Origin of the sequence: Janibacter limosus (assembly GCF_004295485.1) — a bacterium.
In the GTDB taxonomy this organism is placed as follows: domain Bacteria; phylum Actinomycetota; class Actinomycetes; order Actinomycetales; family Dermatophilaceae; genus Janibacter; species Janibacter limosus_A.
The window spans coordinates 1,257,118-1,283,007 of the sequence record NZ_CP036164.1 but is presented as its reverse complement, the minus strand read 5'-3'; the positions used below and the strand labels follow the sequence as shown (position 1 = coordinate 1,283,007).

Sequence of the window (25,890 nt, the reverse complement as noted above, 5' to 3'; positions counted from 1 at the left end):
CCCTTCGGCTACGACATACCGTAGTGGCGTGTCACAGACCCTCTCCTCGGCAGCCCGCAGGTGGCTGCCCCGCCTGCTCCTGCTCAACCTGATCGCCGAGGTCGGCATCGTCGTCACGGGTGGGCTCGTCCGCCTGACCGGCTCGGGCCTCGGCTGCCCGACCTGGCCGCAATGCGTGCCCGGGTCGTACGTGCCGACCGTGGAGCAGGAGCAGGGCATCCACAAGATCATCGAGTTCGGCAACCGCACGCTCACCGGCGTGGTCGGGTTCCTGGCCCTGCTCGTGCTGTGGGGTCTCTACCGCTGGGCCCGTGAGCGTCCTGAGCTGATCCGGGCCGCGTGGGTCGTGCTGGCCGGCGTCGGCGCCCAGGCGATCGTCGGCGGCATCACGGTGCTCACCGGCCTCAACCCGTGGATCGTGGCCTTCCACTTCCTGTGCTCGATGGCTCTCGTGACGGTCTCCGCCTGGCTGTACTGGCGTCACCAGCAGCCCGGTGGGGCGACCCGCTCGATGCTCCACCCGCTCGTCGGGAGGCTGCAGTGGGTGCTGGCCACGGTCGCCGCGGTGGTCCTCGTGCTCGGCACCATCGTCACCGGCTCCGGACCGCACTCGGGCGACGCCGACACCCCGGCCCGCACCGGCTTCGACCCGCGCACCATCTCGTGGCTGCACGCCGACGCGGTGATGCTCTTCATCGGGATCTGCGTGGCCGTCTGGCTGGGGGCGAAGCTCACCGAGCGCGCCGCCGGCCCGGCCCGCGCCTGGTGGGTCGTCCTGATGGTGACGCTCGCGCAGGGCCTGATCGGCTATGTGCAGTACCTGACCGACCTCCCAGAGGTCCTCGTCCTGGCCCACATGTTCGGCGCCAGTGCCCTCGTCGTCGTCATCGTCCGGGCGATCGTCCTGTCGAGAAGCCCTGAGCCCCTCCCCTCGACCGACTGAGTCCCACCACACAGCCTGATTCGAAGAAGGACCGCGACCCCGAGGTCGCGGTCCTTCTTCGAATGGGCGGCCGGGGCGGGTCGGCGCGAGCGGACGAAGGGGGCGGGACGCTCGCCTACGAGACCAGCGGACGAAGGGGGGAGGTCGGCGCGAGCGGACGAAGGGGTCGGGACGCTCGCCTACGAGACCAACGGACGAAGGGGGCGGGACGGTCGCCCACGAGACCAGCGGACGAAGGGGGGAGGTCGGCGCAGCATCAAGCCGAAGTCGAGAAGGACGAGGTGACCGAACGAGAACGAAGGACTTCGGCAGCGCGCCGACCTGCCCCCTTCGGGAGCGATGGCATCCACGACACCCGACCACGCGGGTTGTGCCGAGCCGAAAGACTCAGGCCAGGCCGGGCAGCGGCAGGTGCAGCAGCGGGTCGATCGCGACACCGAGGAAGAGCAGCGTCACGTAGGTGATCGAGAAGTGGAAGAGCCGCATCGGCTTGAGCACCGACTGCTTGGTCTCGCCGCGCTTGGCGACGGCGAGCAGGCGGTGTGCCTCGGCGACGAAGAGCGCCCCTGAGGCGACGGCCGCCACGAGGTAGATCCAGCCCATGTCTGCGACGGGGACGAGCGCGAGCGAGGTCAGGACCATCACCCACGAGTAGGCGACGATCTGCCGGGCCACGGTGGTCATCTGCTTGACGACGGGCAGCATCGGCACGCCGGCTGCGGCGTAGTCGGCGGAGAAGCCGATGGACAGGGGCCAGTAGTGCGGCGGGGTCCAGAAGAAGATGACGAGGAAGAGGATGATCGCGGGCAGGCCGACCTCGTTGGTCACGGCGGACCAGCCGATGAGGGTGGGCATGCAGCCGGCGATCCCGCCCCAGACGATGTTCTGGGAGGTGCGGCGCTTGAGGATCATCGTGTACATGACCGCGTAGAGCACGATGGCGGCCAGCGAGAGCATCGCCGAGAGCGGGTTGACGAGCAGCCACAGCCAGGCCGTCGACAGGGCGGTGAGCACGAAGGCGAAGATCAGCGCGCCGCGGGCCGAGGCCTCGCCGGTGACGAGCGGGCGGTTCTGCGTGCGACCCATCTGCGCGTCGATGTCACGGTCGTAGACCATGTTGAAGGTGTTGGCCGCCCCGGCGCTCAGGCTGCCACCGACGAGGGTGAGCACGATGAGCGAGAGGGAGGGGATGCCGCGCTGGGCGAGGAACATCACCGGGACCGTCGTCACGAGGAGCAGCTCGATGATCCGAGGCTTCGTGAGGGCAACGTACGCACGCACGGTGCGACGCCACGGGCGGGTCGCCGGCGACAGCTCGCGCGTCGACTCGAGAGTGGTCACGGACTGCCTTTGCCGAAGGGGGTTGGTCGGGCCGCGCCGGGCGCTGGCCTGGGCCTCACTCTACCCGGGCCCCGGAGTCGGTCAGGCCCGCCCCCACGGAGCGTCGCGCACATCACGTGCGCACTAGTGTGGAGGTGAGCACGCACGCCTCCGCAGCAGAAAGGTCCTCCGTGAGCACGGACACCGACACCTCCCCCAAGGCTCCCGCGAAGAAGGCAGCCGATAGTGCTGCCCCCAAGGGCACCACTCGCACCGTGGCCTCCGCGAACCCCGGCGGGAAGGCCGGGACCTCCTCCCGGTCAGCAGACCTGCCGATGCCGATCGCCAAGAAGGTCGGTTGGAAGGACCTGGACGTCCGCGCGGTCGACACGGTCCGTCTGCTCGCCGCGGATGCGGTGCAGGAGTGCGGCAGCGGTCACCCCGGGACGGCGATGAGTCTCGCGCCGGCCGCCTACCTGCTCTACCAGCAGGTCCTGACGCACGACCCGTCCGATCCGACCTGGCTGGGTCGTGACCGCTTCGTGCTGTCGATCGGGCACTCCTCGCTCACCCAGTACATCCAGCTCTTCCTCTCCGGCTACGGCCTCGAGCTGAGCGACCTCAAGGCGCTGCGCACCTGGGGCTCGTTGACCCCTGGCCACCCGGAGGTCCACCACACGCCGGGCGTCGAGATCACCACCGGCCCCCTCGGGTCCGGCATCGCCTCCGCCGTCGGCATGGCGATGGCCCAGCGTCGCCAGCGCGGGCTCTTCGACCCCGAGGCCGCGGCGGGGACCTCCCCCTTCGACCACACGATCTGGTGCTTCGCCTCCGACGGTGACCTGCAGGAGGGCGTCTCCTCGGAGGGCAGCTCGCTGGCCGGTCACCAGGAGCTCGGCAACCTCAACGTCATCTACGACGCCAACCAGATCTCCATCGAGGACGACACCGACATCGCCTTCACCGAGGACGTGGGCGCCCGCTACCGGGCCTACGGCTGGGAGGTCATCGACGTCGACTGGCGCAAGACCGGCGACGGCAACGCCTACGTCGAGGACGTCGACGCGCTCTACGCGGCGACCCAGCAGGCGAAGAAGAACACCAAGGCGCCGACCCTGATCGTCCTGCACACGATCATCGCGTGGCCGGCCCCGACCAAGCAGGACACCGGCGCCTCGCACGGCTCTGCGCTCGGCGCGGACGAGGTCGCGGCGACCAAGGAGCTGCTCGGCTTCGACCCGAAGAAGAACTTCGCGGTCGAGAAGTCCGTGCTCGACCACACCCGCGAGGTCAAGAAGCGCGGCAAGGCGGCCCGCAAGGACTGGGACAAGAAGTTCGCGGCGTGGCGCAAGGCCCACCCGGAGCGGGCCACGATGCTCGACCGGATCGTCGACGGCAAGCTCCCGGCCGGCCTCGACAAGGCGCTCCCGACCTTCGAGGCGTCTGACAAGGGCCTCGCCACGCGGGCTGCGTCGGGCAAGGTCCTCACCGCCCTCGCCGACGTCATGCCCGAGCTGTGGGGCGGCTCCGCCGACCTCGCCGGCTCCAACAACACGACGATGGAGGGCCAGCCCTCCTTCATCCCCAAGGGCAAGCAGACCAGCACGTGGAAGGGCAGCGAGTACGGCCGCACACTCCACTTCGGGATCCGTGAGAACGGCATGGGCATGGCCATGAACGGCATCGCCCTCGAGGGACTGACCCGCGTGTACGGCGGCACCTTCCTCGTCTTCTCCGACTACATGCGTCCCGCGGTCCGCCTGGCGGCGCTGCAGCAGCTGCCCGTCACCTATGTGTGGACCCACGACTCGATCGGTCTCGGCGAGGACGGTCCCACCCACCAGCCGATCGAGCACCTCGCCGCGCTGCGTGCCATGCCCGGGCTCGACGTCGTGCGTCCGGCCGACGCCAACGAGGTGAGTGTCTGCTGGGGCCAGATCCTCAAGAACACCTCGACCGCGGCGCTCGCACTCTCCCGCCAGGGCACCCCGACCATCGACCGGTCCGAGTTCGCTGCGGCGAAGGGAGCGGCCAAGGGCGCCTACGTCCTCGCCGAGTCGTCGACCGACGTCCCCGACGTCATCCTCGTCGCCACCGGCACCGAGGTGGCCATCGCCATGGAGGCGCGCACCACCCTCGAGAAGGTCAAGATCGGCACCCGCGTGGTCTCGATGCCCTGCCGCGAGTGGTTCGACCAGCAGAGCAAGGGGTACAAGGACAAGGTCCTGCCCGCCGGTGTCCGGGCGCGTGTCTCCGTCGAGGCGGCCACCCCCTTCGGCTGGCGCGACATCATCGGCGACGCGGGCGAGAGCGTGGCCATCGACCACTTCGGCGCCTCCGCCGACGCCGCGACCCTCTACGAGAAGTTCGGCATCACGCCCGCCGCCGTCGTCAAGGCTGCCAAGGCGTCCATCAAGAACGCGAAGGGATGATCGACATGGCACAGCTACCCACCGCACCCGCACCCATCGCCGCGCTGCGCGAGGCCGGGGTCTCGGTCTGGCTCGACGACCTCAGCCGTGAGCGTCTGCGCTCGGGCAACCTGCAGGAGCTGATCGACACGAGCGGGATCGTCGGTGTCACGACGAACCCGTCGATCTTCCAGGCCGCCCTGGCCGAGGGTGACGCCTACACCGAGCAGCTGACCCAGCTGGCCAGCGAGGGCAAGGACGTCGACGAGGTCGTCTTCGCCCTGACCACCGACGACGTGCGCGAGGCCTGCGACGTCTTCGCCCCGATCTACGAGGCCACCGACGGCGTCGACGGCCGGGTCTCCATCGAGGTCGACCCGCGCCTGGCGCAGGACGCCGAGCAGACGGCCGTCGTGGCCAAGCAGCTCTCCGAGACCGTCGACCGTCCGCAGGTCTACATCAAGATCCCCGCGACCGAGGCGGGCCTGCCCGCCATCACCGCGACCCTCGCCGAGGGCATCAGCGTCAACGTCACGTTGATCTTCAGCCTCGAGCGCTACCGCGCGGTGATGAACGCCTTCGTCGAGGGCATCGAGCAGGCCCTCGCCGCCGGCAAGGACATCTCCACGATCCACTCGGTCGCGTCCTTCTTCGTCTCCCGCGTCGACAGCGAGGTCGACGCCCGGCTCGACGCGATCGGCACGAGCGACGCCACGGCGCTGCGGGGCAAGGCCGGCGTGGCCAACGCCCGCCTCGCCTACCAGGCCTACGAGGAGGTCTTCGCCACGCCGCGCTGGCAGCGTCTCGAGAGCGAAGGGGGGCGCCGCCAGCGTCCGCTGTGGGCCTCCACCGGCGTCAAGGACCCGGCCTACCCCGACACGCTGTACGTCACCGAGCTGGCCGTCGACAACACCGTCAACACCATGCCGGAGAAGACGCTCGTCGCGACCATCGACCACGGCGAGATCACCGGGGACGCGGTGACCGGCACCTATGCCGAGTCGCAGCAGGTCCTCGACGCCCTGGAGGACCTGGGCATCAGCTACACCGAGGTCACGGCCAAGCTCGAGAAGGAAGGCGTGGAGAAGTTCGAGAAGGCATGGGCCGAGCTGCTGGGCGGGGTCGAGGCCGAGCTGTCGAAGGCGGCCGGCAAGTGACCAGCCTGACGGTCACGGCTGCAGGAGCCGCCGCCGACGCCGTCACCGGGCACGTGCCGTCGCTCGTCACCGACGCCGTCGCGAGCCGGATCTTCGCGCGGGACGCCACCCTGTGGGGTCCCGACGCGCAGGAGGAGGCCGGCAAGCGCCTGTCGTGGGTCGGACTGCCGCGCTCCTCCCGCCACCTCGTCGGCGAGGTCGCGGCCCTGCGCGAGGAGCTGCGTGAGCAGGGGGTCGATCGCGTCGTGCTGTGCGGCATGGGTGGGTCCTCGCTCGCCCCCGAGGTCATCTGCGCCACCGCCGGCGTCCCCCTCGTCGTCCTCGACTCGAGCCACCCCGACCAGGTGCGCGCGGCCGCCGTCGACCTGGGACGCACCGTCGTCGTCGTCTCGAGCAAGTCGGGCTCCACCGTCGAGACCGACAGCCAGCGCAGGATCTTCGAGCAGGCCTTCAGCGACGCGGGGATCGACCCCGCGCAGCGGATCGTCGTGGTCACCGACCCCGGCAGCCCGCTCGAGCAGGACGCCCGGTCCAAGGGCCAGCGGGTCGTCAACGCCGACCCCGACGTGGGCGGTCGCTACTCGGCCCTCACCGCCTTCGGCCTCGTCCCCTCCGGTCTGGCCGGCGTCGACATCGAGGTCCTGCTCGACGACGCCGAGTCGGTCGCCGACCTGCTCGCCGAGGACGACGAGGCCAACCCGGCGCTGCGTCTGGGAGCAGCCATGGGCGGGACCGATCCCCTCCGCGACAAGATCTACCTGGTCGACCACGGGACCACGGCCCGCGGCCTGGGCGACTGGGCGGAGCAGCTCATCGCCGAGTCCACGGGCAAGCAGGGCAAGGGACTGCTGCCCGTCGTCCTGCGCTCCCCCGGTCACAGCGCGCCCCCCGCGGACGCGACGATCGTGCGGCTCGTGCCCGACGACGGCGACGAGTCGGCCCCCGGGGCGGCCTCGACCGTCGATGTCGGAGGTTCCCTCGGTGCGCAGTTCCTCCTGTGGGAGACGGCGACCTCGGTTGCCGGCCGGCTCCTGGGCATCAACCCCTTCGACCAGCCCGACGTCGAGAGCGCCAAGCAGGCCGCTCGTGACCTGATGTCCGGTGACGGCGCGGCCGCGACCAGCACCGACGCCAGCGACGGTGCGGTGACGATCGCCCACCACGGTGGCGACTGGCTGGGTGGCGCGACGACGCTCGACGGCGCCGTCGAGGCACTCCTGGGCCAGCTCGACCCCGAGCACGGCTACGTGGCCGTCATGGCCTACCTCGACCGGGAGGCGGACACCCCCTTCGCCGAGGTGGCGGACGCGCTCGCAGAGCGGGTGCAGCGCCCGGTCACCTTCGGCTGGGGTCCTCGCTTCCTGCACTCGACGGGGCAGTACCACAAGGGTGGTCCGGCGACGGGCGTGTACATCCAGGTCACCGACGTGCCGCAGCAGGACCTGCCGGTCCCCGGGCGCGACTTCACCCTCGGCGAGTTCATCGACGCGCAGTCCGGCGGCGATGCCCGGGTGCTTGCCGACCAGGGCCGACCGGTCCTGGTCCTGCACCTCACCGACCACGACGCCGGGCTCGCCCAGGTCACCGACGCGCTGCGCGGGACCCGCGGATGAGCCCGGCCCGCGTCACCGCCGAGACCAACCCGCTGCGTGACCCGCGCGACAAGCGCCTGCCGCGCATCGCCGGCCCGTGCAGCCTCGTCCTCTTCGGGGTGACGGGCGATCTCGCCCGCAAGAAGCTCATGCCGGCGATCTACGACCTGGCCAACCGCGGCCTGCTGCCGCCGGGCTTCTCCCTCGTCGGCTTCGCCCGGCGGGACTGGGCCGACCAGGACTTCGGCAAGGTCGTCTACGACGCCGTGCGCGAGCACGCGCGCACCCCCTTCCGCGAGGAGGTGTGGCGCAGCCTCTCGGAGGGATTCCGCTTCGTGCCGGGCACCTTCGACGACGACGACGCCTTCGACCTGCTGGCCCAGACCGTCCAGGAGCTCGACGAGCAGCGCGGGACGGGAGGCAACCACGCCTTCTACCTGTCCATCCCCCCGGGGTTCTTCTCCACCGTCTGCCAGCAGCTGCAGAGGTCGGGGCTGGCGACGGCGACGGAGGACTCGTGGCGTCGGGTCGTCATCGAGAAGCCCTTCGGCCACGACCTGGTGAGCGCGCAGGAGCTCAACGCGATCGTCGAGGAGGTCTTCCCCCCGGACGCCATCTTCCGCATCGACCACTACCTCGGCAAGGAGACGGTCCAGAACCTCCTCGCCCTGCGGTTCGCCAACCAGATGTTCGAGCCGGTGTGGAACAGCCACTACGTGGACCACGTGCAGATCACCATGGCCGAGGACATCGGCATCGGTGGCCGCGCGGGCTACTACGACGGCATCGGCGCCGCTCGTGACGTCATCCAGAACCACCTCCTCCAGCTGCTCGCCCTCACCGCGATGGAGGAGCCCACGAGCTTTGCGGCAGGATCCCTGCGCACCGAGAAGGAGAAGGTCCTCGAGGCAGTCCGGGTCCCCGACGACCTCGGCCGCGGCACGGTCCGGGGGCAGTACGCGGCCGGCTGGCAGGGCGGTGACAAGGTCATCGGCTACCTCGACGAGGACGGCGTGGCCGCCGACTCGACGACCGAGACCTACGCGGCCCTGCGCCTGGACATCGAGACCCGTCGCTGGGCGGGTGTCCCCTTCTACCTGCGGACGGGCAAGCGGCTCGGCCGTCGGGTGACGGAGATCGCGGTCGTCTTCAAGAGGGCGCCGCACCTCCCCTTCACCGACACCGAGACCGAGGAGCTGGGGCAGAACGCCGTCGTCATCCGCGTTCAGCCGGACGAAGGGGTGACCATGCGCTTCGGTGCGAAGGTCCCGGGCAACCAGATGGAGGTGCGGGACGTGACGATGGACTTCGGCTACGGGCGCGCCTTCACCGAGTCCAGTCCCGAGGCCTACGAGCGCCTCATCCTCGACGTGCTGCTGGGTGACCCGCCGCTCTTCCCCCGCCACGAGGAGGTCGAGCTGTCCTGGAAGATCCTCGACCCGATCGAGCGCTACTGGAGCAAGCAGAAGGGCCCCGTCGAGCAGTACGGTGCCGGCACGTGGGGTCCGCCCTCGGCCGACGCGATGATGCAGCGTGACGGACGTACCTGGAGGATGCCGTGATCGTCGACCTGCCCAACGCCAGCACCTCCGCCGTCAACCAGCGGCTGATCGAGATCCGTGAGGACGTGGGGGCCATGGCCCTCAGCCGCGTGCTCACCCTCGTGGTCGTCGTCCCCGAGGACGACGCCGAGGCGGCGCTGGCGGTCGCCAACTCGGCGAGCCACCAGCATCCGGCGCGGATCATCTGCGTGATCATCGCCAACCCGCGCGGCAAGGCTCGTCTCGATGCCCAGATCAGGGTCGGGGGCGATGCCGGGGCGTCCGAGGTGGTCGTCCTGCGGCTCTTCGGCGAGCTGACCCGGCACGCGCGCAGCGTCGTGACGCCACTCATGCTGCCCGACTCGCCGGTGGTCGCCTGGTGGCCCACCGAGACGCCCAAGGACCCCGCGGCGGACCCCGTGGGGGCCATGGCACAACGTCGGGTCACCGACTGCGCTGCGGCAGAAGGCATCTCGGCGACACTCAAGCGGCTGGCCCGCACCTACGCACCGGGTGACACCGATCTCGCGTGGAGCCGGATCACGCTGTGGCGTGGGCTGCTCGCGACGACGCTCGACCAGGCGCCCTTCGAGCAGGTCACCGCCGCGACGGTCGTCGGCGGTGAGGACTCCCCCTCGGCCGACCTGCTCGCCGGGTGGCTGCAGCACCGCTTGCGCTGCCCGGTCTCCCTCGTGCGCTCACGCACGGGCTCCGGGCTGGTCAGCGTGCGTCTGGAGCGAGGCTCCGGGCCGATCGACCTCGTGCGACCGCTCTCCGACGACACGGCGACGCTCGATCAGGCCGGCCAGCCACGTCGGGCCATCGCTCTGGCACCGCGCTCCGATGCCGAGTGCCTTGCCGACGAGCTGCGCCGCCTGGACCCCGACGAGGTCTACGAGGACGCCCTCACCCGAGGCCTGCCCAAGGTCACGCGGCGTCGGATGACGATGACCGATGCGGTGGAGGACGGGCTGGTCCCCTCCCCCAGTGATGCCCGGCGCGTGGCCGAGAAGCTCTCGGAGACCTCCAAGAAGGCCCTGCGCAGCGCCATGGTGGAGGCCGCACCCGAGGAGGCCAGCTCCAGCGCCGATGCGGTCAAGTCGGCCGTGCTCGACCGACTCGACTCGGCGGATCCGTCATGAGCGGGGCGGCCCCGCTGGTCCTGCGCCACCCTGACGCAGCGAGCGTGGCCGCCATGACGGCCGGCCGGTTGCTTGCGGCCGTCCAGGATGCCGTCGTCGAGCGGGGCGTCGCCCACGTGGCACTGACCGGTGGCTCGATGGGGTCGGCCCTGGTCGGCGCGCTGGCAGAGCACCGCCAGCGAGGCGTCGTGGACTGGTCCCGCGTCCACGTCTGGTGGGGCGACGAGCGGTACCTGCCGGCCGGCGACGACGACCGCAACGACACCCAGAACGACCGTGCCGGCCTGACCTCCCTCGGCCTGGTGCCGGAGCACGTGCACCGGGTCGCCGGACCCGACACCTCGGCATCCGCGGAGGAGTCGGCCGCTGCCTACGAGCGGGCGCTGCGGGAGCACGGGTCCGGGCTGTGGGACGTCGTCCTGCTCGGCGTGGGCCCTGACGGGCACGTCGCCTCCCTCTTCCCCGGGCACCCAGCGCAGCTGCGCGACGACGCCCTCGTCGTCGCGGTGCACGACTCCCCCAAGCCGCCGCCCGTGCGCGTGTCGATCACGATCGACTGCCTGTCCAACTCGCGTGGGGTCTGGTTCGTCGTGTCCGGTGGGGACAAGGCCGATGCCGTGGCCCGAGGCGTCGCCGGGGCACCGGCCGCCGAGAGCAGCGCGGCACAGGTCCGGGGCCTCGAGCGCACCCTCTGGCTGGTCGACGAGCCCGCCGCCGCCCGCCTGGTCTGACCTGCTGTCGGTGCTGGTCAGGGCACCGTCGCCATCACGTGGGCACGACGAAGGGCGGCCACCTCCCGCGGGAGGTGGCCGCCCTTCGTCGTGCTGTGGTCAGCGAGTCACTGGATCAGGCCGCGGTCACGCAGCTCGCCCAGTCGCTCCTCGAGGATGGCGTCGCCCTCGGTCTCGGAGCGACGCTCCTTGACGTAGGCGAGGTGGGTCTTGTAGACCTCAGCCGTCGGAGCGGCGGGCGGGTTGTCCTTGTCCTGCCCTGCGGGGAGTCCGCAGCGCTGGCAGCGCCACTCCTGCGGGATCTCGACGCTGTCGTCGACGGAGAAGGACGGCGTGACCTCGTGGCCGTTGGCGCACCAGTAGGTCACGAAGACCCGCGGGGCCGCGTCGCCGCGCTCGGCCTCGCCCATGGGTCCGGCCCCGATACGGCTGCCGCGGATCGCGCTGCCACCTGCCATGCGAGCTCCTGGTGTGTGAGTGACGCGTCAGGCGTCGAAGCGGTCGATGAGGCCGATGCCGACGACGGCCGTGAACCAGATCAGGCCCATGACCACGGTGAACCTCGAGAGGTTGCGCTCGGCGACGGAGGAGCTGCCCAAGGACGCGGACATGCCGCCCCCGAACATGTCGGACATGCCACCGCCCTTCCCCTTGTGCATGAGGATGAGCAGGGTGAGGATCAAGCCGGTGATCACGAGGATCACCTGCAGTCCGATGCGGACGGCGTTCACGCGATCAGGTCCTTGTCGGTCGAAGCATTCGGGTGTGGTGCCACTGTGGTGGTGACGCCGGCGTCAGGATACCTCCTGAGCCTGCGTCCACGACTCAGGCGGTGAGGTGCTGTTGGTAGCGGCAGATCGCGGCGAACTCCTCGGGCTGGAGCGACGCCCCGCCGACCAGGGCCCCGTCGACATCGGCGCCGGCCATGATCGAGGCGACGTTGCCGGACTTCACCGAGCCGCCGTACAGGACCCGGACCTTGTCCGCCGTCTCGACCGAGTAGAGCTCTGCCAGCTTCCCGCGGATCGCCGCACAGACCTCCTGCGCGTCCTCGGGCGTCGCGACCTCACCGGTGCCGATGGCCCACACGGGCTCGTAGGCGACGACGACGGTCTGCGCCTGCTCCGGCGTGATGCCCGCCAGGCTTCCCTCGACCTGCGCCAGGACGTGGGCGACGTGCTCGCCGGCCTGTCGCACCTCGAGGCCCTCGCCCACGCAGACGATCGGCACGAGCCCGTGGCGGTAGGCCGCCACGGCCTTGCTCGCGACGAGCTCGTCGCTCTCGCCGTGCCCGTCACGTCGCTCGCTGTGACCGACCACGACATAGGTGCAGCCCAGCTTGGCGAGGAAGGCACCCGAGATGTCACCGGTGTACGCGCCCTCGTCGTGGGGGCTGAGGTCCTGGGCGCCGTAGCGCAGCGCGAGCCGGTCGCCCTCGACGAGGGTCTGGACCGAGCGCAGATCGGTGAAGGGGGGAACCACGACGACCTCGACGCTGGCCATGTCGTGCTTGGCATCGCGCAGCGTCCAGTCGAGCTTTTGCACCAGGTGGGTGCCCTGGCGGTGGTCGAGGTTCATCTTCCAGTTGCCCGCCATGAGCGGGGTGCGTGCCTGGGCCATGTCAGCCCTCCTCACCATCGAAGACGGACAGACCCGGGAGCTCCTTGCCCTCGAGGTACTCGAGGCTGGCACCGCCACCGGTACTGATGTGGCCGAAGTCGCTGTCGGCGAAGCCGAGCTGGCGCACCGCGGCGGCCGAGTCGCCACCACCGACGACGGTGAGGGCTCCTCCCTTCGTCGCCTCGACGAGGGCACGGGCCACGGTCTCGGTCCCGGACGCGTAGGGAGCCATCTCGAAGGCCCCCATCGGTCCGTTCCAGAAGACGGTCCGGCAGTCGGCGAGCTTGTCGGCGAAGTGCTTGGCCGAGTCGGGGCCGATGTCCAGGCCCATCCGGTCGGCCGGGATCGCATCAGCGGCGACGACCTCGTGCTCCGCGTCCGCGGAGAACTCCGTGGCGGCCACGACATCGGTCGGGAGGATGATCTCGACGCCGTCGCGCTCGGCCCGCTCGAGGTACTCCGTCACCGTGGCGAGCTGGTCCTCCTCGAGCAGGCTCTTGCCCACCTCGTGCCCCTGGGCCTTGAGGAAGGTGAAGACCATGCCGCCACCGATGAGCAGCCGGTCGGCGGTGCCGAGGAGGTTGTCGATGACGCCCAGCTTGTCGCTGACCTTGGCGCCGCCGAGGACCACGGCATAGGGACGCTCCGGGTCGCTCGTCAGACGCTGCAGGACGTCCACCTCGGTCTGCACCAGGCCACCCATCGCGGCCGGCAGCCGGGTGGCGATGTCGTAGACGGATGCCTGCGCCCGGTGCACCACCCCGAAGCCGTCGGACACGTAGGCGTCCGCGAGCTGCGCCAGCTGGTCGGCGAAGGCGCCCCGCTCGGCCTCGTCCTTGCTCGTCTCGCCGGGGTTGAAGCGCAGGTTCTCCAGCAGCGCGACCTGCCCGTCCTGCAGCGCCTCGACCGTGGACCGGGCCGACTCCCCGACGGTGTCGTCGGCGAAGGCGACGTCCGTGCCGAGGAGCTCACCGAGACGGGCCGCGACCGGCGCCAGCGAGAACTGCGGGTCGGGTGCTCCCTTGGGCCGCCCGAGGTGCGCGCAGACGACGACGCGCGCCCCCGCCTGCGTCAGCTGCGTGATCGTGGGGAGCGACGCGCGGATCCGACCGTCGTCGGTGATGGTCTGGCCGTCCAGCGGGACGTTGAGGTCGGAGCGGACGAGGACGCGCTTGCCGCGCAGGTCGCCGAGCTCAGCGAGGGTCTTCACGAGGTGGGATGCCTTTCGGGGTGGTGCGTGCAGTGGTTCACAAGGTCGATCCGACGTGGACGACGAGGTCGACGAGGCGGTTGGAGTAGCCCCACTCGTTGTCGTACCAGCCGACCACCTTGACCTGGTTGCCGATGACCTTGGTGAGGCCGGAGTCGAAGATACAGCTCGCGGGGTCGGTCTCGATGTCCTTGGAGACGATCGGGTCCGCCGTGTACACGAGCTTGCCCACGAGCGGTCCCTCGGTGGCCGCGGCCAGCATGATCGCGTTGACCTCCTCGACCGTCGTCTCTCGACCCGCCTCGAAGGTGAGGTCCGTGACCGAGCCGGTCGGCACAGGGACGCGAAGGGCGTAGCCGTCGAGCTTGCCCTCCAGCTCGGGGAGCACCAGGGCCACGGCCTTGGCGGCGCCCGTGGAGGTCGGGACGATGTTGAGCCCGGCGGCCCGGGCCCGCCGCAGGTCCTTGTGCGGCCCGTCCTGGAGGTTCTGGTCCGCGGTGTAGGCGTGGATGGTCGTCATCAGGCCCTTGGTGATCCCGAGCCCGTCGTTGAGGACCTTGGCCATCGGAGCCAGGCAGTTGGTCGTGCACGAGGCGTTGGAGACGATCGTGTGCTTGCCGGCGTCGTACTGGTCGTGGTTGACGCCCATGACGATCGTGATGTCGGCGTTCTTGGCGGGCGCCGAGATGATGACCTTCTTGGCGCCGGCGTCGATGTGGGCGCGGGCCGCGTCGGCGTCGGTGAACAGCCCCGTGGACTCGATGACGACGTCGACGCCCAGGTCGCCCCATGGCAGCTGCGCGGGGTCGCGCTCGGCGAGCGAGGTGATGAGTCGCCCGTCGACGCTGATGCCGCCCTCGACGACCTCGACGGTGCCGTCGAAGCGGCCGAGGATCGAGTCGTACCTGAGCAGGTGGGCCTGGGTGGCGTCGTCGCCCAGATCGTTGAAGGCCACCACCTCCACGTCTGCGCCCGCCGCCGCAACGGCGCGGAAGAAGTTACGACCGATCCGGCCGAATCCGTTGATGCCTACACGAACAGTCACTGTGGGTTGCCTCCTGGGAGATCCAACGATCGCCGCGAGCGCGGCTCCGCTATCCCTTCACCCTATGGCCTGCATCACGCCGGGGGGACGGCGCCCGGTCGACGATCAGCCGTCGAGCATGTCCGAGGTGAGCGTGGACTCGGTCCCGGGGATGCCGTCGTCCTCGGCACGCTTGTCGGCCATGGCGAGCAGGCGCCGGATGCGGCCGGCGACCGCGTCCTTGGTCATGGGCGGGTCGGCTCGCTGGCCGAGCTCCTCGAGCGAGGCCTCCTTGTGCTCCAGCCGGAGCTGCCCGGCCTCGCGCAGGTGGTCGGGGATGTCGTCCCCGAGGATCTCGAGTGCACGCTGCACGCGGGCACCGGCCGCGACCGCGGCACGCGCCGAGCGGCGCAGGTTGGCATCGTCGAAGTTGGCAAGGCGGTTGGCCGTGGCACGCACCTCGCGCCTCATGCGGCGCTCCTCCCAGGCCAGCACGGCCTCGTGGGCGCCCAGGCGCGTGAGCATGGCACCGATCGCGTCACCGTCACGGATGACGACCCGGTCGATCCCCCGCACCTCACGGGCCTTGGAGGGGATGTCCAGACGCCGCGCCGCGCCGACGAGGGCCAGCGCGGCCTCCTGACCCGGGCAGGTGATCTCGAGCGAGGAGCTGCGGCCCGGCTCGGTGAGCGACCCGTGCGCGAGGAAGGCTCCGCGCCACGCGGCCTCGGCGTCGCACTGGGAGCCTCCGACGACCCTCGGGGGCAACCCGCGGACCGGACGCCCGTCGGCATCGATGATCCCGGTCTGGCGGGCCAGGGCCTGCCCGTCCTTGCTGACCCGGACCAGGTACCGGCTGCCCCGACGCAGGCCACCTGCGGCCAGCTGCTCGATCGGGTCGCAGTCGTAGCCGTAGAGCTCCTTGATGTTCTTGCGCAGGCGTCGGGCCGTCTGCGCGCTGTCGAGCTCGACCTCGATGACGATCTGGCGGTTGACGAGGTGCAGACCGTTGGCGAAGCGGAGCAGGCTGGCGACCTCCGCCTTGCGGCAGCAGGTCTTGGTCACCTCGACTCGGCTCAGCTCGTCCTTGACCTTGTCGGTCATCGCCATCGGTGGGTCCCTTCCACGTCGTCTGCTCGTCCCGTCATCGCTGCTGCGTCACCGGCTTCACGAGAGGATGTCACGATAGGCCGCCGCGAGTCGCAGTGCGTCATGCTCCCCCGCCCGGTCCAGCCGTGCGAGCGGGGCCACGGCCAGCTCTGCACCGAGCTGGACGCAGGCGCTCTCGAGCCGGTCGCGCTCCTCGATGGTGGACGGGTCGGCCAGGACGGTGTCGAAGCGCAGCTCCGGCGCCACGGCGTGCAGGGTCTCCAGGTGCCGGGTGGCGGAGAACCCGCGCGTCTCCGCGGTGTGCATCTCCAGGTTGAGCGTCAGCACCTTGCGTGCGCTCGCCCGGGTCAGGGCGTCGCGAAGCTCCGGGACCAGCAGGTGGGTCAGGACCGACGTGTACCAGGACCCGGGCCCCAGGATGATGTGGTCGGCCTCCTCGACCGCCTCGATCGACTCGTGACGGACCGCGGGGTTCTCGGGGACGAGCGAGATCGACTCGACGAGGCCCGTCGTGCCGGCCACCGCCACCTGGCCACGGACCGTCGTGAGCGCCGCAGGGTCCGTCGGGTCCAGACCGCTGACCTCGGCGACGAGATCGAGGGGCTCTGCGGCCATCGGCAGCACCCGCCCCCGGGTGCTGAGCAGCCGACCGACGAGGTCCAGGCCGCTCACCGGGTCCTCGTGCAGCTGCCAGAGGGCGACGATGAGCAGGTTGCCCAGCGCGTGACCGGACATCTCGCCGTCGCCCGTGAAGCGGTGCTGAAGGACGTCGCTCCACGTCTGGCCCCACTCGCTGTCGTCGCACAGCGCGGTCAGTGCCATCCGCAGGTCGCCCGGTGGCAGGACCCCGTAGTCGGTGCGCAGCCGACCCGAGGACCCGCCGTTGTCCGCGACGGTCACGATCGCGGTGACCTGGTCGCAGACGAGGCGAAGGGCGGACAGGCTCGCCGCGAGGCCGTGGCCACCGCCGAGGGCGACGACCTTGGCGGACCTCAGGGCATCCACCATCACTCCTGCCCCAGGTCACGATGGACCACGAAGGTCGTGACCTCGTCCGAGGACAGTCGCGCGGCCACTGCCTCGGCGATGGCGACCGACCGGTGCTTGCCACCGGTGCACCCGACCGCGAGCGTGACGTACCGGCGGTTCTCCCGAAGGTAGCCCGCGATCACCGGGTCCATCAGGGTCTCCACGCCGTCGATGAACTCCTGGGCACCGGGCTGGGAGAGCACGAAGTCAGCGACCTGGGTCTCGCGGCCCGTGTGGGGGCGCAGCTCGGGCACCCAGAAGGGGTTGGGCAGGAAGCGCATGTCGAAGACGAAGTCCGCGTCGAGGGGAACCCCGTACTTGAAGCCGAAGGACAGCACTGCCAGCCGCAGTCGCTCGTCGGACCCCGTCATGAAGAGGGGGCCGACCTTGCGGCTGAGCTGGTGGACGTTGAGGCCCGAGGTGTCGACGACGCTCTCGGCCGTGGCCCGCAGGTCGGCCAGTACCTCGCGCTCGCGCACGATCGCGTCGAGCAGCCGGCCCGTGCCCTGGAGGGGGTGCGGGCGCCGCACGCTCTCGAAGCGCCGCACGAGGGCCTCGTTGGTGGCGTCGAGGAAGATCAGGTGGGTGCGCCAACCCCGCTCCGTGAGCAGCCGGATCGACTCGGCGAGCGTGTCGAAGCCCTGGGCCCGGACGTTGAGGACGATGCCGATGCGCTTGACGGGGCTGTCGCCGACGAGCTTGCCCTCGCGCTCTGCCGAGATGTGCAGGAGGTCCGGCAGCAGGCTGATGGGCAGGTTGTCGATGACGTACCAGCCCTGGTCCTCCATGACCTTGCCGACCGTCGACCGGCCGGCTCCGCTCATGCCGGTCACGACGACGATCTCGGGCCCGGGGTCACCCGGCTCACGCATCACGGTGTCGACTTCACTCACGGCTGCTCTCCTTCGTCGAGGACCTCACCGGTGGTGAGGTTCACGGCGGGTGTCGGGGACTCCCCTGCCAACTCTGCCGCAATCCGCTGCGCCAGTGCAGGTCCGATGCCCACGGTGGTGGCGATCTCCTCCGGGCTGGCGGCGCGGATCCGCTTGACGGAGCCGAAGCGCGCCAGCAGGGCCCCACGCCTGGCCTCGCCGAGACCGGGGATCCCGTCGAGTGCACTGCGCGTCATCGACTTGCTGCGACGCTCGCGGTGGAAGGTGTTGGCGAAGCGGTGCGACTCGTCGCGCAGACGCTGCAGCAGGTAGAGCGCCTCGCTGGTCCTCGGGAGGATCACGGGGTGCTCGTCGCCGGGCACCCAGACCTCCTCGAGTCGTTTGGCCAGTCCGACGATGGCCACGTCGTCGATCCCCAGCTCGTCGAGCACCTGCTGCGCGGCTGCGACCTGCGGGGCCCCACCGTCGACGACCACGAGGTTGGGCGGGTAGGCGAAGCGACGCGTCTCCCCCGTGTCGGGGTCGGTCGCATCGCGTTCGCGGTCCTTCAGGTGTCTCTGGAAGCGACGGGTGAGGACCTCGTGCATCGCCGCCGTGTCGTCGGTGCGCCCGTCGACGTCGCCCCGCACGATGAACCTGCGGTACTCCGCCTTGCGGACCAGCCCGTCCTCGAAGACGACCATCGACCCGACCACGTCGCTGCCCTGGATGTGGCTGATGTCGTACCCCTCGATACGAAGGGGGGCGTCGTCCAGACCGAGGATCTCCTGCAGGTCCTGCAGGGCCTGGCTGCGTGCCGTCAGGTCGCCCGCGCGGGCCACCTTGTGGCGAGCCAAGGACTGCTGGGCGTTGCGGGCGACGGTCTCCATCAAGGACCGCTTGTCACCGCGCTGAGGGACGCGCAGGTCGGCGCTGCTCCCCCGTCGCTGACCCAGCCACGCGGCGACCAGCTCGGCGTCGGGTGGGAGCACCGGGACGAGGACCTCCTTGGGGACGTTCTCGCCGCCTTCGCCACCGTAGACCTGCTGGAGGAGGTGCTCGACGAGGCCCGGCAGGTCCTCGGCGTCCTTCTCGGCGACCCAGCCGCGCTGACCCCGGATACGTCCGCCGCGCACGTGGAAGACCTGGATGGCCACCTCGAGCTCGTCGTCGGCGAGCGCGAAGACGTCGGCGTCCGTGCCGTCCGGCAGGACGACCGCGGACTTCTCGAGGGCCTTGGTCAGCGCGGCGACGTCGTCGCGCAGCCGCGCAGCCTGCTCGAAGTCGAGGTCCGCGGCCGCGGCCTTCATCTGACGCTCCAGGCGCCGCACGAAGCGCGCCGTGTCGCCGGCCAGGAAGTCACAGAGCTCCTGGGCCAGCTCGCGGTGCTCCTGCGCGCTGACCCGACCCACGCAGGGCGCCGAGCACTTGTCGATGTAGCCGAGGAGGCAGGGACGCCCCGACTGCTCGGCGCGCTTGAAGACCCCTGCGCTGCAGGTGCGTACGGGGAAGACCCTCAGGAGCAGGTCCAGGGTCTCGCGGATCGCCCAGGCGTGGGTGTACGGACCGAAGTACCGCGTCCCCTTGCGCTTGGCCCCGCGCAGGACCTGGGCTCGCGGGTACTCCTCGCCCATGGTCACCGCAAGGTAGGGATAGGACTTGTCGTCGCGGTACTTGACGTTGAAGCGCGGGTCGTACTCCTTGATCCAGGAGTACTCGAGCTGCAGTGCCTCGACCTCGGTGGAGACGACCGTCCACTCCACGCTCGCGCCGGTGCGCACCATGCGCGAGGTACGGGGGTGAAGTGCGCCGATGTCCTGGAAGTAGGACGAGAGGCGCGAGCGCAGCGACTTGGCCTTGCCGACGTAGATGACCCGGCCGTGCTCGTCCCGGAATCGATAGACCCCGGGGTCCGTCGGGATCGAGCCCGGAGCGGGTCGGTAGGTTGCCGGGTCTGCCACCCCCCGAGCCTACGAGACGACCACGTCAGCCCCGTCGACGGTTGCGGTCCTCGGCGTGAGGCCCGTGGTCGCCGGCCCGTTGGTCACGGCACCGTCCGCCAGTGCGAACTGACTGCCGTGGCACGGGCAGGCGATCGCCTCGGTCGTCACCCGGTCGACGGCGCAACCCTGATGGGGACAACGCGCGTCGAAGGCCTTGAACTCACCGGGCCGTGGCTGTGTGATGACCACCCCGTCACGGATCACGCCGCCCCCTTCGGGCACGTCGCTCGTGGCGATCCGGGCCCCCGTGGTCTCCTCCTGGGACGAGCAGGCGCCCAGGGCGCCGACCCCGCCCACGCATGCGGCCGTGAGGCAGATGGCTGTACGGCGAGTTGTCGTCACGATGGCCTCCGAGAGGGGTGGTGGCTGGGGGTGCCATCCTCCCACCACCGCCGCCTCGTGGCGGAAGGTCAGAAGTTGGTAACGAGCCGGACACGGTCTCGCCAAGTGAGACCGATCACCTCCTCAGGGGGCTTAGATTCCCCTCCACAGCCTGCGACACCGACGTTGCCGGCCGCGGCCCCACGGCCAGACCCCTAACAGGAGGACACGTGAACAGGCGTTCCGTCATCTCAACCGGTGCGACGCTCCTCGTCGCATCCATGGCCCTGACCGCATGCGGAACCCGCGGCGGCGACAGTGGCGGCTCCAGCGACGGAGCCGGCAGCGGAGACAAGGTCGTCAAGATCGGTGTCATCTCGCCACTCTCCGGTGACCTCTCGGCCCTCGGACTCGGCATCCAGCACTCCGTCGAGCTTGCTGCCAAGCAGGCCAACGACTCCGGGGACCTCGGCGACTGGAAGATCGAGGTCGTCCCCGAGGACGACGAGGGCAAGCCCGAGGTCGGCAAGAATGCCGCCTCCAAGCTCGCCTCCGACAAGGACGTCATCGGTGTCGTCGGCACCCTGAACTCCTCCGTCGCCGGTCCGGTCCAGCCGATCCTCGACAAGGCGAAGATCACCATGGTCTCGCCGGCCAACACCAACCCGACGCTGACCCGCGGCGCCAAGCCCGCCGACGCCCCCGAGCGCGTCTACGACAGCTACTTCCGCACCTGCACCACGGATGCCATCCAGGGCCCCTTCGCCGCCCGCTACCTGTACGAGAAGGCTGGCATCAAGGAGCTCGCGACGGTCCACGACAAGAAGACCTACGGCCAGGGTCTGGTCGACGCCTTCTCCGCGGAGTACAAGAAGCTCGGCGGCAAGATCGTCGCGGCCGAGACGATCAACCCGGACGAGGACAAGTTCTCGGCCGTCGTCTCCTCGCTCAAGGCCAAGAAGCCCAAGGCGGTCTACTACGGCGGCGAGTACCCGCAGGCCGCACCGCTGAGCCAGCAGATGAAGGCCGGCGGCCTGGACGTGCCCCTCATGGGCGGAGACGGAATCTTCTCGCCAGAGTTCATCAAGCTCGCCGGAAAGGACGCCGCCGGCGACCTCGCCACCTCGGTGGGCGCTCCCACGGCAAGCCTCGACGCCGGCAAGAAGTTCCTCGACGACTACGAGGCGGCTGGCTACAGCGACCCGGCCGAGGCCTACGGCGCCTACTCCTACGACGCCGCCACTGCGATCATCGAGGCGATGAAGGTCTCCCTCAAGGACGCCGAGACGGTCGAGGACGCCCGCCAGGGCACCATCGACGCCATGAAGGACGTCTCCTTCGACGGCGTCACCGGCAAGGTCGCCTTCGACGAGTACGGCGACACGACCACCCGCATCCTGACGGTCTACGAGGTCAAGGGCGGCGCCTGGAAGGACGTCAACACCGAGGAGTTCAAGTGATCGACCTGATCTGACCCGCTCGGTCAGATCCGCCATTGGGGTGGGGACGCACCATGCATCCCCACCCCAATGGCGAGCACGACCTCGACGTCAGTCGACACACCTCTCGACACTTCCCTCGACACGTGGTGGCCGCACAACCTGCGGCCACGTCCCAGGAGGACGCGTGGAACTCGTCGCCCAGCAGATCGTCAACGGTCTGACCATCGGCTCCTTGTACGCCCTGATCGCTGTCGGCTACACAGTCGTCTACGGCATCATCCAGCTCATCAACTTCGCGCACGGCGAGATCTTCATGATCGGCGCCTTCGGTGCGCTCTCCACCTCGCTGATCCTCTTCCCGGGGCAGACGGCGTTGTGGACCCTGCCGCTCATCCTGATCGGGGCCATCGCCGCGTCCGTCGCGGTCGCCGTCATCATGGAGCGGATCGCCTACCGCCCCCTCCGCAATGCCCCGCGACTGGCGCCCCTCATCACGGCCATCGGCATCTCGGTCTTCCTGCAGGAGCTCGTCCGGGTCGGCTACAACGACCCGACCCTCTTCATCTCGCAGGCCAACCCCTTCGACTTCCCGTCGGCCAAGCAGAAGGTCGTCTTCCCCCAGGTCGACGGCATCTCCGGCGAGTCCTTCGACGTCGGCGGCATCATCCTGCAGCGCCCCGCCATCTTCACCATCGTGTGCCTGGTCCTCAGTGCCGTCGGCCTCTGGTACTACATCAACCGCACCCGCAGCGGCCGCGCGATGCAGGCCGTCTCGCAGGACCCGGACACGGCTCGGCTGATGGGCATCAACGTCGACCGCATCATCGTGACCGCCTTCGCGATCGGCGCCGCGCTCGCTGCCGTCGCCGGCGTCGCCTACGGGCTCCAGACGACCAACATCAACTTCAAGATGGGCTTCATCTACGGACTGAAGGCCTTCACCGCCGCCGTCCTCGGAGGCATCGGCAACATCCAGGGCGCCGTCGTCGGTGGCCTGGTCCTCGGAGTCCTCGAGTCGATGGCCATCCAGTACATGCCCGGCGGCTCCCCGTGGAAGGACATCTGGGCCTTCTCGATCCTCATCCTCGTTCTCGTCTTCAGGCCCCAAGGAATCATGGGCGCAAAGGTGGTGGACCGCGCATGAGCTCGCTGTCCCGCAATCCCCGTCTCACCGGCCCCCTCGCACTGGCGGGCTCCGTCCTCCTCGTCGTCTCCGGGCTCCTGTCCTGGAGCTACGAGCCGATCCTCGGTGACATCTCGGTCCGGTTCTGGCCGGTCACCCTGCAGGTGTACGCCATCGTCATGGGCGCTCTCGCCCTGCTGCTCGCGCTCGTCGCCGCCGGCCCGCTGGGTCGCTGGTCGGACCACATCGACGCCGCTCGCGGGCTGCGCACGATCGGCGTCACGGCCACGCTCTTCGCCGTCGCGACGCTCGTGGCCATCACGCACGAGACCGGTGGGCTGATCAACGCCAACGAAGGCGTGTGGGTCGCGCTCCTCGGCGCCCTGCTCATCACCGCCGGCGGCTACCTGCGGCCCGAGGCCAAGGTCCTCGACCCGGCCGCGATCGCGCTGCCTGCGTGGCTCGAGATCATCGTCATCGCCGTGCTCGTCGGCGTCGCTCTCTACACGGCCCAGTACGCCCTCAAGCAAGAGGACCCGTGGGTGCTCGTGCTGCTCGTCGGCATGCTGATCGGCGTCACGCTGACGGCGACCCGCTCCAACATGGCGTCGTATATCGGTGGCGTCACGATGCGCCACCACCGGGTCTTCATGCTCGCGACCTTCGTCGTCGTCCTGGCCTTCCCCTTCACCCAGAGCGGGTCCGAGGCCAACCTCAACATCGCCGGCAACGTGCTGATCTTCGCGGCCACGGCCCTGGGGCTCAACATCGTGGTCGGTCTCGCCGGCCTGCTCGACCTGGGCTACATCGCCTTCCTCGGTGCCGGTGCCTACGTCGGCGCGACGATGTCCTACTCGGCCTTCGCGACGATCGGGTGGAAGCCCCCCTTCCTCGTCGTGATGGTCATCGGTGGCCTCGTCTCGAGCGTCCTCGGCCTGATCATCGGATCCCCCACGCTGCGGGTGTCCGGTGACTACCTGGCCATCGTGACGCTCGCCTTCGGTGAGATCTTCCGTCTGGCGATGTTCAACCTCGACGGCCAGTCCGGCCCGATGATCACCCGTGGGTCCAATGGCATCAACGCCATCCCGGACCTGAATTTCTTCGGGTTCAACTTCGGGGACACCCACAACATCCTCGGCATCGACATCCCGCGGGCGGGCAACTACTACTTCGTCCTCATCGCCCTCATCGTCTTCGTCATCGTCGTCTTCACCCACCTCAACAACTCCCGCATCGGGCGCGGTTGGGTGGCGATCCGCGAGGACGAGCGGGCCGCAGAGGCCATGGGCGTCAACGTCTTCGGCCTCAAGATCCTTGCCTTCGCCGGTGGCGCCTCGCTCGCCGGCATGGCGGGCACGGTCAAGGCACACATGGACCAGGCGGTCTCCCCCGACAGCTACATCTTCCTCGAGTCCGCCTTCCTGCTGGCTGCCGTCGTCCTCGGCGGCATGGGCACCGTGGGCGGTGTCCTCGTGGGTGCAGCGATCCTGAAGTTCCTCCCTGAGAAGCTGCGCTTCCTCGATGACTACCGCCTCCTGATGTTCGGGCTCGTGCTCGTCGTCATGATGCGAGTGCGTCCCGAGGGACTCATCGCGAGCAAGCGCCGTCAGCTGGAGTTCCACGACGACGACGAGGACCTGGCCGAGACAGTGGTCATGGACGAGCTGGAGGCAGCCAAATGAGTACCGCTACCGTCACCCCACCCGACGCCGAGGCGAAGGGGGCGCCCAAGCTGATCCTCGACGCCCGCAACGTCACCATGCGCTTCGGTGGCCTCGTCGCCGTCGGCGACGTGTCGATGGAGGTGCGAGAGGGCGAGATCGTCGGCCTCATCGGCCCCAACGGCGCCGGCAAGACGACCTTCTTCAACTGCCTCACGGGGATGTACAAGCCCACCGAGGGGCAGGTCTCGCTCTTCGGCACGACGATCCCGCCGAAGCCCCGTGCAGTGGTCAAGGCAGGGATGGCCCGCACCTTCCAGAACATCCGCCTCTTCGGCAACATGACGGCGCTGGAGAACGTCATGGTCGGACGCTTCTGCCGCACCTCCTCGGGGGCCTTCACCTCGATCATCCGCGGCCCGAAGTTCCGACGGGAGGAGCGGGAGACGACCGAGCGCGCCCACGAGCTGCTCAAGTACGTCGGGCTCGGCGCCAGCGCACACGTCCTCGCACGCAACATGCCGTACGGCGACCAGCGCCGGCTGGAGATCGCGCGCGCCCTCGCGACCGATCCCAAGGTCCTGCTGCTCGACGAGCCCACCGCGGGGATGAACCCCAAGGAGACCGAGCAGGCCATGGAGCTGATCTTCAAGATCCGCGACTCCGGCCTGGCGGTCGTCGTCATCGAGCACGACATGCGGTTCATCTTCACCCTGTGCGACCGCGTCCTGTGCCTCGTGCGTGGGGAGGTCCTCGTGCAGGGCACCCCCGGGGAGGTGCAGTCCGACCCCCGGGTCATCGAGGCCTACATCGGCGCGGCCGACGACGAGGACGAAGAGGTCGAGGCGCTCGAGCTCGAGACCACCTTCAGTGCCGCCACCCACGACGAGGAGGACGGCCGATGAGCTCGATGCTCGAGATCAAGGACCTCGAGGTCTCCTACGGCAAGATCGTCGCGGTCAAGGGCATCTCCTTCTCCGTCGACGAAGGGGAGGTCGTCACCCTCATCGGGACCAACGGTGCCGGCAAGACGACCACCCTGCGCACGATCTCCGGCCTGCTGCGGCCCAGCGGCGGTGAGATCACCTTCCAGGGCAAGCGGATCGACAGCATGCCCGCGCACGAGATCGTCACCATGGGGCTGGCCCACTCCCCCGAGGGTCGGCGCATCTTCCCGAAGATGACCGTGGAGGAAAACCTGCGTCTGGGCGCCTTCGGGCGTCGGGACAAGGAGATCACCAAGGACATCCACGCGGCCTACGAGCTCTTCCCGATCCTGGGTGAGCGCAGCAACCAGCCGGCCGGCACCTTCTCCGGTGGTGAGCAGCAGATGCTCGCCATGGGCCGGGCCATGCTCTCCCGGCCCAAGCTGCTCATGCTCGACGAGCCCTCGATGGGCCTCTCGCCGATCATGATGAAGAAGATCATGTCCACGGTGAAGACCTTGCAGTCCCAGGGCACGACGATCCTGCTCGTCGAGCAGAACGCCCGCGCCGCCCTGCGCCTGGCGACCACGGGCTACGTGCTCGAGGTCGGCAAGATCGTCACCCAGGGCACCGGCCACGAGCTGCTGCACAGCGACGAGGTCCGCAAGGCCTACCTCGGCGAGGACTGAGCTGGGTAGGACTTGGTCTG

The 25,890-nt window shown here is 69.7% G+C and carries 23 protein-coding genes; 12 read left to right on the top strand and 11 right to left on the bottom strand.

The features are described from left to right. Positions 1-28: 28 nt before the first annotated feature. Positions 29-943, top strand: a complete 915-nt coding sequence (locus EXU32_RS06115; protein WP_130629097.1) for a COX15/CtaA family protein — start codon at positions 29-31, stop codon at positions 941-943. 387 nt (positions 944-1,330) lie between these two features. Here the strand turns inward: EXU32_RS06115 and EXU32_RS06110 are convergent, their stop codons facing one another. Next, the gene (locus tag EXU32_RS06110; RefSeq protein ID WP_130629096.1) at positions 1,331-2,284 is read right to left on the bottom strand and encodes a heme o synthase; all 954 of its coding nucleotides are present in this window, start codon (positions 2,282-2,284) and stop codon (positions 1,331-1,333) included. Between the two features lie 314 nt (positions 2,285-2,598). Between EXU32_RS06110 and tkt the strand changes: the two genes are divergently transcribed. From tkt to pgl, 6 genes are read left to right on the top strand one after another with little or no spacing between them, the layout of a single operon-like run. Continuing rightward, on the top strand, positions 2,599-4,695 hold the full coding sequence (tkt, locus tag EXU32_RS06105) for a transketolase (RefSeq protein WP_130631076.1): 2,097 nt from the start codon (positions 2,599-2,601) through the stop codon (positions 4,693-4,695). Beyond that, entirely contained in the window at positions 4,692-5,831 is a 1,140-nt protein-coding gene (tal, locus tag EXU32_RS06100; RefSeq protein ID WP_130629095.1) for a transaldolase, read from the top strand. The genes tkt and tal overlap by 4 nt, the downstream gene beginning before the upstream one ends. Continuing rightward, entirely contained in the window at positions 5,828-7,444 is a 1,617-nt protein-coding gene (locus EXU32_RS06095) for a glucose-6-phosphate isomerase (RefSeq protein WP_130629094.1), read from the top strand. Before tal ends, EXU32_RS06095 begins: the two co-directional genes overlap by 4 nt. Beyond that, a complete protein-coding gene (gene zwf, locus EXU32_RS06090) occupies positions 7,441-8,985 on the top strand; it encodes a glucose-6-phosphate dehydrogenase (RefSeq protein ID WP_130629093.1) in 1,545 nt (514 codons plus the stop codon). The genes EXU32_RS06095 and zwf overlap by 4 nt, the downstream gene beginning before the upstream one ends. After that, entirely contained in the window at positions 8,982-10,106 is a 1,125-nt protein-coding gene (locus EXU32_RS06085; protein WP_130629092.1) for a glucose-6-phosphate dehydrogenase assembly protein OpcA, read from the top strand. Before zwf ends, EXU32_RS06085 begins: the two co-directional genes overlap by 4 nt. Beyond that, positions 10,103-10,837, top strand: a complete 735-nt coding sequence (pgl, locus tag EXU32_RS06080) for a 6-phosphogluconolactonase (RefSeq protein WP_130629091.1) — start codon at positions 10,103-10,105, stop codon at positions 10,835-10,837. Before EXU32_RS06085 ends, pgl begins: the two co-directional genes overlap by 4 nt. Before the next feature lie 107 nt (positions 10,838-10,944). On the opposite strand, the gene EXU32_RS06075 is transcribed toward pgl, so the two are convergent. The 10 genes from EXU32_RS06075 to EXU32_RS06030 form a co-directional block, all read right to left on the bottom strand. Beyond that, complete coding sequence (locus EXU32_RS06075; RefSeq protein ID WP_130629090.1) at positions 10,945-11,295, bottom strand: RNA polymerase-binding protein RbpA; 351 nt, start codon at positions 11,293-11,295, stop codon at positions 10,945-10,947. A gap of 27 nt (positions 11,296-11,322) precedes the next feature. Next, positions 11,323-11,568 (bottom strand): preprotein translocase subunit SecG, encoded by a 246-nt coding sequence (gene secG / locus EXU32_RS06070; RefSeq protein ID WP_130629089.1) that lies wholly within the window; start codon positions 11,566-11,568, stop codon positions 11,323-11,325. Between the two features lie 94 nt (positions 11,569-11,662). Beyond that, the gene (gene tpiA / locus EXU32_RS06065) at positions 11,663-12,457 is read right to left on the bottom strand and encodes a triose-phosphate isomerase (RefSeq protein ID WP_130629088.1); all 795 of its coding nucleotides are present in this window, start codon (positions 12,455-12,457) and stop codon (positions 11,663-11,665) included. Between the two features lies 1 nt (position 12,458). Next, positions 12,459-13,667: a phosphoglycerate kinase gene (locus tag EXU32_RS06060; protein ID WP_130629087.1), complete on the bottom strand. Its 1,209-nt coding sequence runs from the start codon at positions 13,665-13,667 to the stop codon at positions 12,459-12,461. A gap of 37 nt (positions 13,668-13,704) precedes the next feature. Next, on the bottom strand, positions 13,705-14,712 hold the full coding sequence (gene gap, locus EXU32_RS06055; RefSeq protein ID WP_130629086.1) for a type I glyceraldehyde-3-phosphate dehydrogenase: 1,008 nt from the start codon (positions 14,710-14,712) through the stop codon (positions 13,705-13,707). A gap of 105 nt (positions 14,713-14,817) precedes the next feature. Further along, the gene (gene whiA, locus EXU32_RS06050) at positions 14,818-15,801 is read right to left on the bottom strand and encodes a DNA-binding protein WhiA (RefSeq protein ID WP_130629085.1); all 984 of its coding nucleotides are present in this window, start codon (positions 15,799-15,801) and stop codon (positions 14,818-14,820) included. Positions 15,802-15,858: 57 nt separating this feature from the next. Beyond that, entirely contained in the window at positions 15,859-16,809 is a 951-nt protein-coding gene (locus tag EXU32_RS06045; RefSeq protein ID WP_130629084.1) for a gluconeogenesis factor YvcK family protein, read from the bottom strand. Continuing rightward, complete coding sequence (gene rapZ, locus EXU32_RS06040; RefSeq protein ID WP_130631075.1) at positions 16,809-17,702, bottom strand: RNase adapter RapZ; 894 nt, start codon at positions 17,700-17,702, stop codon at positions 16,809-16,811. The genes EXU32_RS06045 and rapZ overlap by 1 nt, the downstream gene beginning before the upstream one ends. Positions 17,703-17,719: 17 nt before the next feature. Beyond that, on the bottom strand, positions 17,720-19,663 hold the full coding sequence (gene uvrC, locus EXU32_RS06035; protein ID WP_130629083.1) for an excinuclease ABC subunit UvrC: 1,944 nt from the start codon (positions 19,661-19,663) through the stop codon (positions 17,720-17,722). Between the two features lie 9 nt (positions 19,664-19,672). Continuing rightward, positions 19,673-20,047, bottom strand: a complete 375-nt coding sequence (locus EXU32_RS06030; RefSeq protein WP_130629082.1) for a Rieske (2Fe-2S) protein — start codon at positions 20,045-20,047, stop codon at positions 19,673-19,675. Positions 20,048-20,256: 209 nt separating this feature from the next. On the opposite strand from EXU32_RS06030, the gene EXU32_RS06025 reads away from it, so the two are divergent. The 5 genes from EXU32_RS06025 to EXU32_RS06005 all read left to right on the top strand — a co-directional run bounded on the left by EXU32_RS06025 (position 20,257) and on the right by EXU32_RS06005 (position 25,870). Then, positions 20,257-21,486, top strand: a complete 1,230-nt coding sequence (locus EXU32_RS06025; protein ID WP_242612902.1) for a branched-chain amino acid ABC transporter substrate-binding protein — start codon at positions 20,257-20,259, stop codon at positions 21,484-21,486. A gap of 166 nt (positions 21,487-21,652) precedes the next feature. Continuing rightward, entirely contained in the window at positions 21,653-22,612 is a 960-nt protein-coding gene (locus tag EXU32_RS06020; RefSeq protein WP_130629081.1) for a branched-chain amino acid ABC transporter permease, read from the top strand. Next, the gene (locus tag EXU32_RS06015) at positions 22,609-24,276 is read left to right on the top strand and encodes a branched-chain amino acid ABC transporter permease (protein ID WP_130629080.1); all 1,668 of its coding nucleotides are present in this window, start codon (positions 22,609-22,611) and stop codon (positions 24,274-24,276) included. Before EXU32_RS06020 ends, EXU32_RS06015 begins: the two co-directional genes overlap by 4 nt. After that, positions 24,273-25,160 (top strand): ABC transporter ATP-binding protein, encoded by an 888-nt coding sequence (locus EXU32_RS06010; protein ID WP_130629079.1) that lies wholly within the window; start codon positions 24,273-24,275, stop codon positions 25,158-25,160. Before EXU32_RS06015 ends, EXU32_RS06010 begins: the two co-directional genes overlap by 4 nt. Before the next feature lie 5 nt (positions 25,161-25,165). Continuing rightward, positions 25,166-25,870, top strand: a complete 705-nt coding sequence (locus EXU32_RS06005) for an ABC transporter ATP-binding protein (protein WP_242612962.1) — start codon at positions 25,166-25,168, stop codon at positions 25,868-25,870. The last annotated feature ends 20 nt before the right edge of the window (positions 25,871-25,890 follow it).